A 15325-nucleotide genomic window follows, 5' to 3' on the forward strand; every position below is an offset into this window, starting at 1 on the left:
GTTAAAGAACGGCTCCTACCCAGCTATCGACCTGACAAACAGAGCAAAGACCTGGTTTCGGTTGCGCCGGAATGGTATTACCACAGTTACTACACGCCACATGGTTGTCGTCTTTTTGCTCATGAATTGACTGAACTTCGGCATCTGCTGGCGGCAGCACCGATAAACCCGGTTTTTTTTGTTTATCCTGGTAAATACTGAACATCCCATACGCTTCCAGATACATACGCTTTACGTTGGCCAGATTATAGACATTTTCGGTTCGTAAAGCGGCATAAATCTGTTGGTGCGAAAGCCTGTTTTCGGCCATCTGTTTCAGTTGAAAGACGCCATCTTTGATTAGCACTGTTCCTGTCCCCTGAATAATTCTTTCGGCTTTGCTGTGTTTGAAGCCCAACCAGTTGACGCCCCGCAAAAAGGTGAGCGCACAAGCAAGAGCCAGCATTCCCGACAATAACCCACGATCAGGTAGCTGCATGGCTGGCGAAATAATAGCTCCCATTGTGAGCATCACAGCCAGTTCCAGATTGGTAAGCTGCCCATTCATTCGCTTTCCAAGAAGGCGCATCACAACCAGAAGTACCAGGTAGATCAGCGATGTACGAATGAATACTTCCAGCAAAAATTCTACAGGAGCATCGCCAATTAGTATACGCTGCCAATCACCCAGCTTGATGTCGTCTTTATCCATGCCCACCTAACTTTTGATTAAATCGAATTGATTGGTCATAAAGGAAAAAATCTGGATTTATTCATATAATCTATAAAGTATGCTTAATAAATAGACCAGACAATCAGGAAACGGTCTTCTTACTAACAGGATGCTTGGTTAGCTGGTTGGTTTTGTAGCGAATACGATCACGACATTATCAATGAAAAAACTAGCCTTACTTCTGTGTATCGGCATGTTCACCGCCTGTCAGAAAGACGCAGATGACACAAAATCGACCACTGTTCCTCCGGCTCCCCTGCCAACCGATTTCATTGAAGAACTCTGGTATAAAAACGGACTCGTTTATAGCGTAGACGTGGAGGTATTTAAAGACTCTGACAAAGATGGTGTTGGTGATTTCAAGGGAATTATGCAACAGCTCGATTACCTGAAAACGCTTGGCGTTGAAACGATCTGGCTGGCTCCGTTCCAGCCTACGCCAAACGAAGATGACGGGTATGATATAGCTGACTTTTATGGCATCGACAAACGTCTGGGTACAACTCAGGATTTTGACGAATTCATGCGTCAGGCGAACCAGAAGGGCATTCGGGTCATGATGGACCTGGTCACAAATCATACCTCCAATCAGCATCCGTGGTTTCAGCAGGCCCGTCAGCGTACCGATTCTCCTTACCGCTCGTGGTATGTGTGGTCAAAAGAACGCCCGAAAAAGTGGGATTCAGGCATGGTGTTTCCGGGCGTCCAGAAAGACATCTGGTCCTACGACAAACAGGCGGGCGAATACTTTTATCACCGATTCTATGAATCCCAGCCAGACCTGAACATGCAGAACCCGGCTGTTCAGCGGGAGATGCGAAAAATTGTTCGGTTCTGGCTTGACAAAGGCATTGCGGGTTTCCGGGTAGATGCCGTTCCGTTCCTGATCGAAATTGCCAATAAAGATTTTGACCCCGACAAACCCGAGCACCAGTTCGACATAATTACCCAATTGCACGAGTACATTCAGTGGCATAAACGGGACGCTATTCTATTGGGTGAAGCCAATGTTGACCCCAAGGAACAGGAACCTTATTTCGGTAAGGAAGGGCAAAACATGCAGACGATGTTCAACTTTTTCGTTAATCAGCACCTGTTCTATGCTCTGGCCACCGGCGAAACCAAGCTGCTGAAGAAGGCGCTGGACGATACCAAAAATATACCCCCAACCGCCCAGTGGGCGCATTTTCTTCGTAACCACGACGAAATTGACCTGGGCAGACTGAGCGATAAGGAACGGGATAAGGTATATGCCCGCTTCGGTCCTGATACAACGATGCAGCTTTATGACCGGGGCATTCGCAGGCGTCTGTCTCCAATGCTGGGCGACCCGAAACTAACGGAATTAGCCTACAGTATCTTATTTTCCTTACCCGGTATGCCCGTGATTCGGTACGGCGAAGAAATTGGCATGGGCGACGATCTTAGCCTGAAAGAGCGGCTATCCGTCCGGACGCCTATGCAATGGTCGAATGGGCCGAATGCCGGGTTTTCGGAATCGGCCAAAACCGTTCGACCCATCATCAATAAAGGCCCTTATAGCTACACAAAGATCAATGTAGCGGCACAGCGTGCAGATTCGACCTCCCTTCTGAATCAGGTAATCAAATTTTCCCGGCTTCGGAAGCGGTGTCCCGAAATTGGCTGGGGAGCCTGGAAACTCATCGACACAGGTTCGGAACACGTGCTGGCTATGCAATATGATTGGCAGGGCCGTACGCTGATGATGGTTTATAATTTTAGTAAGGAGCCGCAGCAATGCCAGCTACAAACATCAATGAAAACGGGTCGAGGGCTGGTCAATTTATTGGATAGTTCAGCAACCCAAATTGGTTCTAATGGCAGTTATGCCGTCAAGTTGCCGGGCTATGGGTCGGGTTGGTATCGGGCAAAATAAACTCCTAGGCCGCTTTCTGGTGGCTGGCNCGGTGTCCCGAAATTGGCTGGGGAGCCTGGAAACTCATCGACACAGGTTCGGAACACGTGCTGGCTATGCAATATGATTGGCAGGGCCGTACGCTGATGATGGTTTATAATTTTAGTAAGGAGCCGCAGCAATGCCAGCTACAAACATCAATGAAAACGGGTCGAGGGCTGGTCAATTTATTGGATAGTTCAGCAACCCAAATTGGTTCTAATGGCAGTTATGCCGTCAAGTTGCCGGGCTATGGGTCGGGTTGGTATCGGGCAAAATAAACTCCTAGGCCGCTTTCTGGTGGCTGGCGCGGGTATTTACCCGTGCCTGTCCATATCGCCAGTATTCACTGGCGCATGAATAACCGAAAGGCCAGTGAATACTGGCGATATGGACAGGCACGGGTAAATACCCACGCCAGAATGGTCCGTTGACCCACTCTTCGAACTGTTTTGCAAACCTGCCCGATAGCTACTGGTTGTATATGGTTGGTAAGCAAACATGACGAAAACCATCTTACAGCTAAAATGTATCAAGTAAGCATTCATAAACGATCACTCGGTGTAACATTTCCAGATCAGCAACAGGCGCAGGTGGTAGTATGGGGCCCTACTGTTAAACACATAGAACTCAAAATAAATAACCAATCAGCGGCACTCTCGTTGACACAGGAAGAGTTGGGCTACTGGTGCCTGGAAACCAGCCAGCTTAAACCCGGTGATTTATATACGTTTATTCTCGATGGCGAAACGGAACGCTCCGACCCGGCCTCACTTTGCCAGCCAAACGAAGTACATAGGCCCTCGAAGGCAATTGATACCGCTTCGTTTTATTGGGAAGATCAATGCTGGGTCAACCCACCAGTCGAAAACTACCTGATTTATGAACTTCACACAGGCACGTTCACGCCCGAAGGCACCTTTGCTGCGCTGGAAACCAAGCTCGACTATCTGAAAGCTTTGGGCGTAACGGCCATTGAACTCATGCCGATCGCCCAGTTTTCGGATTCCCGCAACTGGGGCTACGATGGCATTTTTACCTTTGCCGCTCAGTACTCGTATGGAGGAGCTACAGGGTTGCACCACCTGATTAACGCGTGCCATTACAGAGGTATTGCGGTGGTGCTTGATGTGGTGTACAATCACTTCGGCCCGGAGGGCAACCACCTCAACGAATTCGGTCCCTACCTGACCAGCAAGTATTGTACCCCCTGGGGTGATGCAATTAATTTTGATGATACCTGGTGCGATGGCGTCCGGCATTATTTTATTGAAAACGCCCTGATGTGGTTCCGGGATTTTCACGTCGATGCGCTTCGCCTGGATGCTGTCCATGCCATAAAAGACTTCAGCCCGGTTCATATTTTGCAGGAACTCCGGCAAAAAGTCGATCAGTTGACGCAAACGACTGGCCGTCGGTATCACCTGTTCATCGAGAACGACCTGAACGATCCACGTTATATTAATCCGATAGCCGAGAATGGATATGGTATGGACGCGCAGTGGATGGATGAGTTTCATCATTCGCTACGCGTAACGGTTGGCGAAAAAAAAGATGGCTATTATGCCGACTTCGACGGAATTGGCCAATTAGAAAAATCTTATCGGGATGCCTATGTTTATGATGGGCAATTCTCGACCGTGCGCAAAAAGCTTTTTGGCATTAAGGCCGATAAAAACCCAGGCCAGCAGTTTATCGTGTTTTCACAGAATCACGATCAGGTAGGCAATCGAAAAATGGGCGAACGTACCAGTCAGTTGTATAGCTACGATACGCTGAAATTGATGGCGGGAGCGGTGTTGCTCAGTCCGTATGTGCCGTTATTATTTATGGGCGAGGAATGGGGCGAATCAAATCCGTTCTTTTATTTCGCCACCCACCATAAGCCAGATTTAATAGAAGCCGTCAAGCAAGGTCGGGAGGACGAATTTGGCCCATCGGATGAGGATGTGCCTGACCCGCAAACACAAGAAACGTTCGAGAAAACCAAACTCCAATGGAACTCGATTGAGCAGCAGCCTCACCAATCGCTGCTCCGGTATTACCAAGTCCTGATTGCTTTACGCCAGCAGTTACCAGCCCTGTACACCCTGAACCGCCAACAATTGGAAGTCACCGCCTGCGACAACCAACAAACGCTGTTGCTGCACCGCTGGCACGAAGATCAGCATGTTTTATGCCTGATGAATTTCAATAAACAACCGCAATCCATAGCTCTGTCCATCACTGGCAACAACAAGCCGTGGCAAAAACTGCTCGACTCGGCTGAGCCGCAGTGGCACTCACAAACAGACACGCCACTTGCCCCCGACTCCCTGGATAACGATCATTCGACCATCATCCTCCCCCCCGAATCGCTCGTTATTTATGCGCAAGGGCATGAAAAATCTCAGATCAAACTGCCAAATCCTATTTCACCAAGGCTGTATCAGGGGTAACCACCCCCAACCGGCGTAAACCACCCCCAACCCCCTCCTAAAACAGGAGGGGGCTATGCTGAGGGGTAGCCTGTTCTTAGTTCCACTTATATAAGGAAAGTACTGTACCAAGAGTACCCTTTTTAAGCCCCCTCCTGTTTTAGGAGGGGTTGGGGGTGGTCACCCACAAAAACTTTTCCTCAAACTATTTGGTTGACATATCAACTTACTTACCTTTGCCGCATGATAACGGATAGCACATCAGGTGTACAGCAACGAATAGCCGCTCAGATGAGCCAATTCGTTACGTTTAATATAAATGCTGTAGCCCACCTCATGACTCGGAAAACGAACCGGGAGTTGGCGAAGCTGGGCTACTCGCTGCAGTTTGAGCAATTGCCGGTTTTGTTTGTAGCGCACTTCTGGGGGTCAGATTTACCTTCTCAACAGGAGATCGCCAACCAGTTACAGAAGGATAAATCGGGCATACAGCGCTCCATTCGCACATTGGAGCGAGATGGCTATCTGCGCGTAGTGGCCGATAGTGCCGATCGACGCAAAAACCTGATTCAGTTAACACCAGCGGGCAAGCTTATTATTCAAAAGGTTATGGAAACCGCTGAATTGTTCGATCAACAGTTGACCAGCCAGCTAACGCCCGAAGAGGTTCAGTCATTACTCAGTGTATTGAAAAAAATCTCAACCATTCTAGATCAATAGTTCTCTTTTTTTGTTTTAATAGTTGATATGTCTACAGTTGACAGCTCAACGTTTGTATTTATGACACGTAAAATTGCACTTGCCCTGGTTTTGCTGCTGACAGTATCAGCCAGCATCCGGGCACAAACCACTCCCGGCTTTCGGCTGAAAGACTGTGTCGACTACGGTTTGAAAAATTTTGGCACTACCCGCATTGCGGAATATCAGACAGAAAACGCTAACCAACAGGCGCGTCAGGCGCTGGGGCAATACTTGCCTCAGGTAACGGCAACAGGTACATCTATCGACAACCTGAAGCTGCAACAGAGTATTATTCCTGCGGGTGTGTTTGGGCCGGAACCACGTGTATTCATCATTGGGCAGAAATATCAGACAACGCTGACGGCACAGGCTACGCAAACCCTGTTCGATCGTTCGTTACTGATCGGCATCAAGGCCAGCAAGCCAAATCAGCAGCTGGCGCAACTGAATACCCGCCAAACCCGCGAAGATATTGTTTACAACATCGCCAGCAACTATTATCAGGTGTTTGTGGCGCAACAACAGATTGCCTTGCTGCGTGACAACCTTCAGCGGACGCAACAGGTGCTGAACATCCTGAAATTACAGCGCGATAATGGGGTCATTCAGCCGGTCGATTATACGCGTACGGAAGTCAATTTCAACAGCACCCAGTCGCAGTTGAGTTTGGCCGAGAATGACCTGAACCTGGCCCTGAACCGACTCAAGTATCAGATGGGATTCCCCGCCGATCAGGTGTTGACTTTGTCCGATTCGACCCTGCTCACGCAGTTGCCTACTATCGACCAGTCACCATTTGAGGCCCGTAGTCTGGTTTCTTTCCAACAGGCCGAAACGAACCTGATGTTACAGCGGTTGCAATTACAGCGAATCAAGGCGGGTTATATTCCCACGCTCAGCCTGACCGCCAGTTATGGTACGGTGAATCTGGGAGCCCAGACTTTTGACAAGATACTTACCAACTTCGTTGGGTTCGGGAACGTTGGGTTGCGGTTGAGCATCCCCATTTTCGACGGTTTACAGCGCGATGCCCAGGTGCAGCAGCAACGGCTAACGGTATTGACACAGGAAGAACAGCAAAAACTGAACGTATCGGCTTATCGGCTTCAGTTCAACAACGCCCAGTCGCAGATTCAGCGCGCACAAACTAATGTTAAAAACGACGACCTGAATGTTAAACTATCGCAGGATGTCTATAACGTCACGACGCTTCAATATAAACAGGGGACCAAGTCATTGACCGATCTGCTCAATGCGGATACGTCTTACCGGCAGGCCCAGTCGAACTACATCAATTCATTGATCAACCTGTATCAGGCCCGGCTCGACCTGGAGCAATCGCAGGGTTCATTACTTAATTTTTACAACCAACTCTAAGGCTATCAGCTAATTACATTATGAAAAAGACAACGATTATTGTGATAGCAGGCATCCTGGCCGTTGTATCACTGATCGGCTTTCGACTGGCTTCCAACAAGAAAGAAATTGACAGGAAGAACCAGATGCCAACGAATACCAATGCCGCCATTCCGGTGACGGCCGCTACGGTTGCAGAAGCCAATGTAGCGCAACAGCTTATCAAAACCGGCAACCTTATTCCGTTCAAAGAAGCCGATATTATGGCAACGGTTCCGGGTAAAGTGACGCGGGTGAATTTCGACCTTGGCTCAACCGTTCGGCAGGGTTCGACACTTATTCAGGTCGACAGCAAGCTGAAAGAGCTGTCGCTTGAGGCCACTCAGTTGAACATCGACAAGCTGAAGAAAGATGTGACCCGGTATAACACGCTCCTGGCGGGCAATGCCACCACCGAAATTCAGGTAAACGATACCAAATATAATTACGAAAACGCACTGAATCAGGCCGACCAGATTCGCAAGCAGATTCAGGACGCCGATGTAAAGTCTCCTATCAGCGGGCGGATTGTCAAGAAAAATATCGAAGCCGGTGAATACGTAAACGCCGGAACAGTGCTGGGTACGATTCTGGATATTTCGCGCCTGAAAGTACAGGTGCTGGTCAACGAAAAAGACGTGTATGCCCTGCGGGAAAGCCAGCCGGTGCGCGTTACGGCCGATGTATTCCCCGACCGAATCTTTAACGGAACGATTTCATACATCGCTCCCCAGGGCAATGAGGAACACAATTATCCGGTGGAGATCACGCTCAGCAACGGTGGCCTGCTCAAAGCCGGTACGTTCGTTAACGTCGATTTTTCCAAAAAATCCAATCAGCAGGCGCTACAGATCCCCCGTTCGGCACTGGTGGCCAGCATCAAAAATCCATACGTGTATGTGATTGAAGGCGGCAAAGTTCGTCAGCGCCCCATTGGTGTGGGCCGCGATTTTGGCGATACCATCGAAGTAACCAGCGGCCTCACAGCAGGCGAACAGGTTGTTACAACCGGGCAGATCAATCTTAGCGACGGCTCACCCGTGCAGGTAACGAAATAAGTACAGACACTCCAACAGACCATGTCCATTACAGAAATAGCCATAAAACGACCCCTACTGGTGACGACCATCTTCACCGTATTGGTTCTGTTCGGCTTTCTAAGCTACAAGCAGTTGTCATACAACCTGCTGCCCAAGTTTGAAGCCAATGTAATTAGTGTTGCAACGGTATACCGGGGAGCCTCGGCCGATGAGGTGGAAACCAACGTAACCAAACGCATCGAAGATGCTCTCTCGTCGCTGGAAGGACTGGACCGGATCAACTCCACCTCGCAGGAAGGGGCGTCGATTGTAATCGTTCAGTTGAAAAACGGCATCGACGTAAACCTCGCTCAACAGGACGCTCAGCGGAAAGTAGACCAGATCGTAAACCTATTGCCAGACGAAGCCGATAAGCCAACGCTTAACAAGTTCTCGACCGACGAATTGCCGGTATTGCGGATGGGCTTAACGGCGAACCTCTCGCCTACCAAGTTGTACGACCTGATGGACGACAAGATCAAACCGCAACTGTCGAACGTGCCGGGTGTGGGTCAGATCAGTATCATTGGCGGCTCCGAACGGGAGATTCAGGTGAACGTGAACCCGGAAAAATTACGGGCTTACGGCTTGTCTATTGGGCAGGTGTCGCAGGCCATTAATGCGGCTAACGCGAGCTACCCGGCTGGTCAGTTGCAAACGCAGGAAAACCAGTATTCCATTCGATTCGATGCGACAGTAGCCACCACCAACCGGCTTCGAAGCCTGATTATTGCCCGCCGGACCGATGGCGGTCAGGTACTGTTGCAGGACGTGGCCGAAGTGGTCGACGGTACTGCCGAAGCGACAGCACTTAACCACATAAACGCCCGCCCATCTATTGGGGTACAGGTGCAGAAACAGTCCGATGCCAACGCAGTCGATGTGAGCCAGTTGGTACGGGAGCGGATTACCACGATTGAAAAACAGTACGCCAACATTGGTCTGAAATTCAACATTGCCTCCGACCAGTCGACTTACACGCTGGCCTCGGCCGAAGCCGTTGTTGACGACTTGTTTCTGGCCGTGTTGATCGTGTCGGTTGTTATGCTCATGTTCCTGCACAGTGTTCGTTCGTCGTTATTCGTGTTGGTGGCACTGCCATCGTCCATGATTCCGACCTTCATTCTAATGTATGTGTTTGGCTTCTCGCTGAACCTGATGACGTTGATGGCCCTGTCACTGGTGGTGGGTATTCTGGTTGATGACTCCATTGTTGTACTGGAAAATATTAACCGGCACATGGAGATGGGCAAGGACAAACGGACAGCCGCGCTTGACGGTCGGAATGAGATCGGCTTTACGGCCCTTGCCATTACACTGGTCGACATTGTGGTGTTCGTGCCACTTGCCTTAACCTCGGGTCTGATCGGGAATATTCTGCGCGAATTTGCACTCGTCGTGGTTTTCTCGACCCTCATGAGCTTGCTCGTATCCTTCACGCTGACGCCCTTGCTGGTATCCCGTTTCGGTAAGCTGGAAGTACTAAACCCCAATACGCTCTGGGGCAAATTGAACCTTGGTTTCGAACACTTCCTGGATCGGTTGAAAGAGGGGTATGGCCGTATTCTGACATCAGCCTTGGGTCATAAGCGCTGGGTGTTCATCGCAGTCATTGTGTTATTTGTTGGCTCGATTGCGCTGGTTCCGGGTGGGTTTATCGGAGCCGCTTTCATGCAACAAAGTGATCAGGGCGAGTTCAACGTTAATATCGAACTGGCTCCCACAGCCTCCATTTACCAGACAAACCAAGTATCGCAACGAGTTGAACAACTCCTGTTAAAACACCCCGAAGTGACCAACGTTTTCACGAACGTAGGGTATACCAGCAGCGGCATTGCCACCTCGTCGAACAGTAACGTGGCCGATATGACCGTAAAACTGGTCGACAAAAAAGCCCGGCCTATGTCGACAGAAGAGTTTGGGAGTCAGGTGAAACAGGAGATTGCCCAGATTCCCGGCGTTCGGGTAACGGTTAGCCCTATTTCCATTGCCGGTGGTACGCAGGCGCCTATTCAGATTGCGATAAAAGGCACCGATCTACCGTCTATTCGGCAGGCGGCCGCGCAGGTGAAAAAAGTGGTTGAGTCGGTGCCGGGCACGCAGGATGTGCAGTATTCTGTAAAAGACCCCAAGCCCGAAGTAAGCGTCCGGCTGAATCGGGAGCGGATGTCGCAACTGGGTATCAGCGCTACTGATGTTGGACAGGCCCTGCAAATCGCCTTCCGGGGCGACGACCGCTCGAAATTCAAACAGAACGGAAACGAGTACGACATTCTGGTTGGGCTCGATAAATTCGATCGCTCGGATGCGGCCGATATCAGCCGACTGTCCTTTGTAAATAACCAGGGTCGTTCGTTTGAGTTGTCGCAGTTTGCGCAAGTTGAGCAGCAGGTGGGCGAAAGCGTACTGCAACGCATCGACCGTTTGTCAGCCATTTCGGTCAACTCGCAGGTAGTTGGTCGCCCATCGGGTTCGGTGGGTGCCGATATTCAGGCTAAGATGGCGAATGTAAAGCTTCCCGAAGGAATCTCCATTCAGTATCTCGGCCAGTTACAGCAACAGTCCGATGCCTTTGGCAGTTTAGGTCAAGCCCTTATTCTGGGTATTTTGCTGGTGTACTTCATCATGGTAGCCCTGTACGAAAGTGTTGTGTATCCATTCGTCGTGCTATTCTCCATTCCGGTAGCCCTGATTGGTGCCTTGCTGGCCCTCGCCCTGTCGATGCAAAGCCTGACGGTGTTTTCTATTGTGGGGATGATTATGCTGCTCGGTCTGGTAGCTAAAAACGCCATCCTGATCGTCGATTTCACCAACCAGCTAAAAGCAGAAGGTATGCCGGTGGTCGAAGCTCTGATCGAAGCTGGTAAAGAGCGGTTACGCCCTATCCTGATGACCACGCTGGCGATGATTGTGGGTATGCTGCCCATTGCGCTGGCAAGTGGTGCCGGTGCCGAAGTAAAAAACGGGATGGCCTGGGTAATTATTGGTGGCCTGAGCAGTTCGCTGGTATTGACGCTACTGGTCGTACCGGCTGTTTATCTGGTCGTCGACCGGATTATTGCCCGATTCACCGGCAAGAAGACCGAACCCAAAAAGCCGCAGGAACTGACTGTTGCCAAAGCGATTAATTAGATGTTGGCGCTGTGGTGTTGGGTTTTGGAACGCCAGCCTGTAGAACTAAGATATTAACGAACAGACCGGGACCGCTAATTAGTGGTCCCGGTCTGTTTTACAGCTAACGACTCATACAGGGCTAAGCCCTTTTGTGTCAGCAAACCGCGAACGAAGTGATGCTTGAACGCAGTTTCTGCGCCTTCGAATGGAACTTCCAGTTGGCTTTCTTCGGCCCATAACCAGGCCAGAGCCGTTTCGTCCAGATCGTTTCGATACAATCCCTGCTCAATACCTTCCCGAAAATTCGTTACCAGAATTATGTTGATATATGTTGCCCGAAAAGTCTGAAACATACGCCAGACGGTTGGATAATGACGTTCAATATCACGCAGCATATTCGGGTTCGTCGTCTGTCGATAGCGAATCAAACGATCCCATATAAGTAAGGCGCTTACGATAGGATTTGCCGTTTGAGCATGAATGGCGTTGGCTTCGCGCAAGTTTTCGTCCAGTTGCGTTTCCAAAACCTGCCTCACAAGGGCTTCCTTATCCACAAAATGTTGATAGAGTGTCTTTTTGGAAATACCCAATTGATTGGCAACATCTTCCAGACGCACCGTTCGCACGCCCAACTGATTAAATAAATGCCCTGCCTCAGTAATAATTCGTTCTTTCACGTCGCTAATCAGTACTAGTCTTTCTATAAAAGCAGACTCGATTTCCCTTTACTAGTCCTGATTCTTCTTTGTTCAGATTGGCATGAACAAAGTTGACGTATAATGCAAAAAACAAGCCACTGGCATATCAGTATGATATACCAGTGGCTCACTACCAATGCATTCTTAGTTAGTTCGGTGTTTCGATAAACGGCATAACGATGGCCGTCACCTGCTCCTTCGTTAGTGGCTCATCGAACGCTTCAGTGATCCCTTCCAAAGGCACCTGCCCTGCCAGAAGGTCGGCCAGATTGATGCCTTTTTGTATAACATTGTCGTCACCCGCATATACACCGGCAGCAACCTGGGGTAATCCCGATGGACTCGCCAGGGGTATCCAGCCTTTCTGACCACGCAGGTAGCGAACTCGGGCAGCATGGGTTGCTTCTGTAGCATGGATACGCAAGGCCGTTTCCAAAATTGGTTTGGCGTTCATCAGGTTAGGAGCCTGACCTTTGTAAGCGCGAACGCCTGTGTCTTCAAACGCCTGCGAAACTGCGGCAAATGTTTGAAAATTAGTAAACGTATCAGGAAAAGCACCTTTAGCGGAGAAATCAAACGCTGGTTTTTGAATAGCCTTTGATCCCAATACCATCTTCAGCAGTTTGACATGCAGCTCCTCATGGCGCCGGATGTATTCAAATGCTGGTTTGTCCTGATCAGGAATCAGACCGGGTACGTTGGTACCAATTTCATAGAAATCGGATTCGAGGTGTTCCAGCAGCAAGGCGAAGTTCAATACATCGACAACATTTTGGGGTAAGTCGCTGCTTTGACCATAAGCTTTCGTCAAGGCCGATGCCATAATAGCGGGGGCCGCTACGGCTACCGTTTTGCGGGACAACGTACTAAACAAACCTCGCCGTGACACGTGATCGAGCCGATCAAAGAATTCGCTGTCAACCTTTTCGAGTTCAGTAAAAATAGATTGGAGATTCATAATCGTTGAAAAGGGTTAGGCGACAGCTGTCGGCAGGTTATGGGCATCAATTGTTTCACGGACGTATTTTTGCGCTTTGGGCAGCACTTCCATTGGCTCAAGCTTGATAAACAAGCCCTCTATCACGATGTTATCGCCCGAAAACGCAGTCTGGTTCATATACTCCATTTCGCGAATGATCGAGACGTGTCGCGCTTCGACCGATACTATTTTACCGGCTACCGCCAGGTTCTCGGGATCGGTTAAATACTTCCCTCCGCCATTATAAGCCGCTGTACCAATTTCGGCAAACATGCGTGCAGCTTCCATTACATTGGTACGCTGGCGGAAGTTGATGTCGCTAAAATCAAGTGTTAAATCCGGGATGCCAGCGCTGCCCAAAGCTGCCCGGTAGAAAGCCCGGTGCGTCACCTCATGGTTGCGCAGATCCTGAAACAGCTGCATCTCCATCGCAGTCATGTTTTCGTAGGGATTGGCAAGCACTAACTCATAAAATCGAGACTCGATCTGCTCCAGCACAAAAGCATAGTTCAGAATGCCCAAATCCCCACCGGGAAGCGTAATCACATCGCCAGCGGCCCGGCCACCATTTGGGCTGACCTGCATATCGGCGGTAGAACAAGCGGTGAGTAGACCACCGGTAACGGCTGCGGCTCCAACCGTTCGCAAAAATGACCGCCGTTGAGCATGCGCCACAGAGGAGGTTACCTGCGTAAATTTGTTAACGTTTTCCATTGAGTAAATAAAAAATAGAGCTACAAAAACTTAACTCAGGTAAGACTATTTACCGAAAAAGTAGTTCTATTTAGTGAGAGTATGGACCTCTCAAGTAGGAAACCGAATGCGGAAGAGTGTACCCCGGCCAGGCTGGCTCTCAATTTCCAGTTCAGCACTCAATAGGTCACACAGCCGCTTGACGATCTGCAAACCAACGCCCTCCCTCTGACCAGACTGCCCCGCCTGTTTTATTAAGACCGGACCTGGTGGTACCTCCTGTGTGTTTTGAGGAACAGGAATGGGGGGTTCTGTCTGATCCATTCCTGTTGACGCGTTAGCATCCAGAATAGGTTTAAGCTGCTTGGCTAAAAGCTTGCTTAGCGCGTTAGGCAAACCTGGGCCTGAATCCTGAATACTCACAACCCAACGCATATCGCCCTGCTGTGACCAGGACACCGATATAAAGCCACTTTCTGTATACGTCAGTGCGTTGAGCATTAGATTTTGTACAATCCGCTGAAGCTTAACTCTATCGGTTTCAACGAGCAGCGCATCGGGGCCAGTTGCCTGAAGGGTAAGGTTCTGCTGAGCTGCTATTTGCTGAGCACTGGCAACAATTTCATTTAGCAACGCACTGGCATCAAGTGACTCCATTCGGACAATTTCCTCACCAGCCTCCAGTCGTGCCAATTCTATCAGACTATCCAGCATTGACTGCACGCTCGTCAGGTTTCGATTTAGCATGTCAAGATACTGTTCACGTTCTTTGTCGCTAAGCCCTTCTGCCTTGAGCAGATAAGCGGCACTGTTGATAATACCGAAGCTGCCCCGCAAATCGTGCGAAGATGTCCGTAATATATCACCCCGCTGACGAGACAGTTCATCCATTTGATCGACGGCCTGCTGCAACGCAGCCACCCGATTAGCAGCCTCCAGCCGTTGTAGTTCATCGTATTTTTCTACACTGCCGTAGGTTGTTTCACTCATAACCTGAACGATCTGCTGCTGCACCTGCAGAAGTGCTTTGGTATCCAGCTGCGGAAATAACTCAAGATAGCTCTGAAGCTCCCCCATCAGTATTTGTGTCAGGTAGTTCAACTCCCGTATCGTTTCGGGCAAAGCGAGTGACTTCTGCCAGCGGTGCAAGCCATGTGATATGGCTGTTACCCTCAGATCAGCCTCCGGTTGTTGATTTAACAGGCGCTGTTCCAGAATATCCAGAATGATCGGCAACAGGTCGTTAAACTCTTCGCGACTCAGGATAGAAACTTTGGCCAGTGCGGGGTCCTGTTCACATGTCATACGCCAGTTGTGCAGAATTGCTTCCCGTCTTGCAAATAAATAAGCAACCAGTTCAGTCATCGGAGTAGTTACGTGGGGAGCATCCATAAGTAATACGGTTTAAAGACGACACCCATCCAATGATATAGCTCGCTACAAATGTGCGAAATTGCTATGACGCGATTAACATGCCAACAGCCTGGATGGTCCTCTTACCAGATAAACCGCTTGGGTCGGCAAAGGTTATTATCGATAGCCATACGCTATTGTCAAATAGGCCTCCTGCCCATTGACTAAT

General features: G+C 49.6%; 12 protein-coding genes. 7 read left to right on the forward strand and 5 right to left on the reverse strand.

The annotated features are described in order from the left end of the window. Nucleotide 1: 1 nt before the first annotated feature. Complete coding sequence (locus tag CWM47_RS23485; protein ID WP_100990610.1) at nucleotides 2-691, reverse strand: DUF421 domain-containing protein; 690 nt, start codon at nucleotides 689-691, stop codon at nucleotides 2-4. 181 nt (nucleotides 692-872) lie between these two features. On the opposite strand from CWM47_RS23485, the gene CWM47_RS23490 reads away from it, so the two are divergent. The 7 genes from CWM47_RS23490 to CWM47_RS23520 all read left to right on the forward strand — a co-directional run bounded on the left by CWM47_RS23490 (nucleotide 873) and on the right by CWM47_RS23520 (nucleotide 11391). Beyond that, complete coding sequence (locus CWM47_RS23490; RefSeq protein ID WP_100990611.1) at nucleotides 873-2609, forward strand: alpha-amylase family protein; 1737 nt, start codon at nucleotides 873-875, stop codon at nucleotides 2607-2609. Between the two features lie 41 nt (nucleotides 2610-2650). Continuing rightward, nucleotides 2651-2908, forward strand: coding sequence for an alpha-glucosidase C-terminal domain-containing protein (locus CWM47_RS23495; RefSeq protein WP_262512027.1), 258 nt, complete (start codon nucleotides 2651-2653; stop codon nucleotides 2906-2908). A gap of 246 nt (nucleotides 2909-3154) precedes the next feature. Next, nucleotides 3155-5065 carry a malto-oligosyltrehalose trehalohydrolase gene (gene treZ / locus CWM47_RS23500; RefSeq protein WP_100990613.1) on the forward strand — a complete coding sequence of 637 codons (1911 nt, stop codon included), beginning with the start codon at nucleotides 3155-3157 and terminating at the stop codon, nucleotides 5063-5065. 222 nt (nucleotides 5066-5287) lie between these two features. Then, a complete protein-coding gene (locus CWM47_RS23505; RefSeq protein ID WP_100990614.1) occupies nucleotides 5288-5764 on the forward strand; it encodes a MarR family winged helix-turn-helix transcriptional regulator in 477 nt (158 codons plus the stop codon). A 60-nt stretch (nucleotides 5765-5824) separates the two neighbouring features. Next, entirely contained in the window at nucleotides 5825-7162 is a 1338-nt protein-coding gene (locus CWM47_RS23510) for a TolC family protein (RefSeq protein ID WP_100990615.1), read from the forward strand. Nucleotides 7163-7182: 20 nt separating this feature from the next. Beyond that, nucleotides 7183-8238 carry an efflux RND transporter periplasmic adaptor subunit gene (locus CWM47_RS23515; protein ID WP_100990616.1) on the forward strand — a complete coding sequence of 352 codons (1056 nt, stop codon included), beginning with the start codon at nucleotides 7183-7185 and terminating at the stop codon, nucleotides 8236-8238. Nucleotides 8239-8259: 21 nt separating this feature from the next. Next, nucleotides 8260-11391: an efflux RND transporter permease subunit gene (locus tag CWM47_RS23520; protein WP_100990617.1), complete on the forward strand. Its 3132-nt coding sequence runs from the start codon at nucleotides 8260-8262 to the stop codon at nucleotides 11389-11391. A 74-nt stretch (nucleotides 11392-11465) separates the two neighbouring features. Here CWM47_RS23520 and CWM47_RS23525 read toward each other — a convergent pair whose 3' ends face one another. The 4 genes from CWM47_RS23525 to CWM47_RS23540 all read right to left on the reverse strand — a co-directional run bounded on the left by CWM47_RS23525 (nucleotide 11466) and on the right by CWM47_RS23540 (nucleotide 15135). Continuing rightward, nucleotides 11466-12050, reverse strand: coding sequence for a TetR/AcrR family transcriptional regulator (locus CWM47_RS23525; protein ID WP_100990618.1), 585 nt, complete (start codon nucleotides 12048-12050; stop codon nucleotides 11466-11468). A gap of 169 nt (nucleotides 12051-12219) precedes the next feature. After that, a complete protein-coding gene (locus CWM47_RS23530; RefSeq protein WP_100990619.1) occupies nucleotides 12220-13029 on the reverse strand; it encodes a ferritin-like domain-containing protein in 810 nt (269 codons plus the stop codon). A 15-nt stretch (nucleotides 13030-13044) separates the two neighbouring features. Beyond that, the gene (locus CWM47_RS23535; protein WP_100990620.1) at nucleotides 13045-13764 is read right to left on the reverse strand and encodes a ferritin-like domain-containing protein; all 720 of its coding nucleotides are present in this window, start codon (nucleotides 13762-13764) and stop codon (nucleotides 13045-13047) included. A 90-nt stretch (nucleotides 13765-13854) separates the two neighbouring features. Then, nucleotides 13855-15135, reverse strand: coding sequence for a sensor histidine kinase (locus tag CWM47_RS23540; protein ID WP_100990621.1), 1281 nt, complete (start codon nucleotides 15133-15135; stop codon nucleotides 13855-13857). Nucleotides 15136-15325: the final 190 nt, after the last annotated feature.

This window comes from Spirosoma pollinicola, assembly GCF_002831565.1.
Taxonomy (GTDB): domain Bacteria; phylum Bacteroidota; class Bacteroidia; order Cytophagales; family Spirosomataceae; genus Spirosoma; species Spirosoma pollinicola.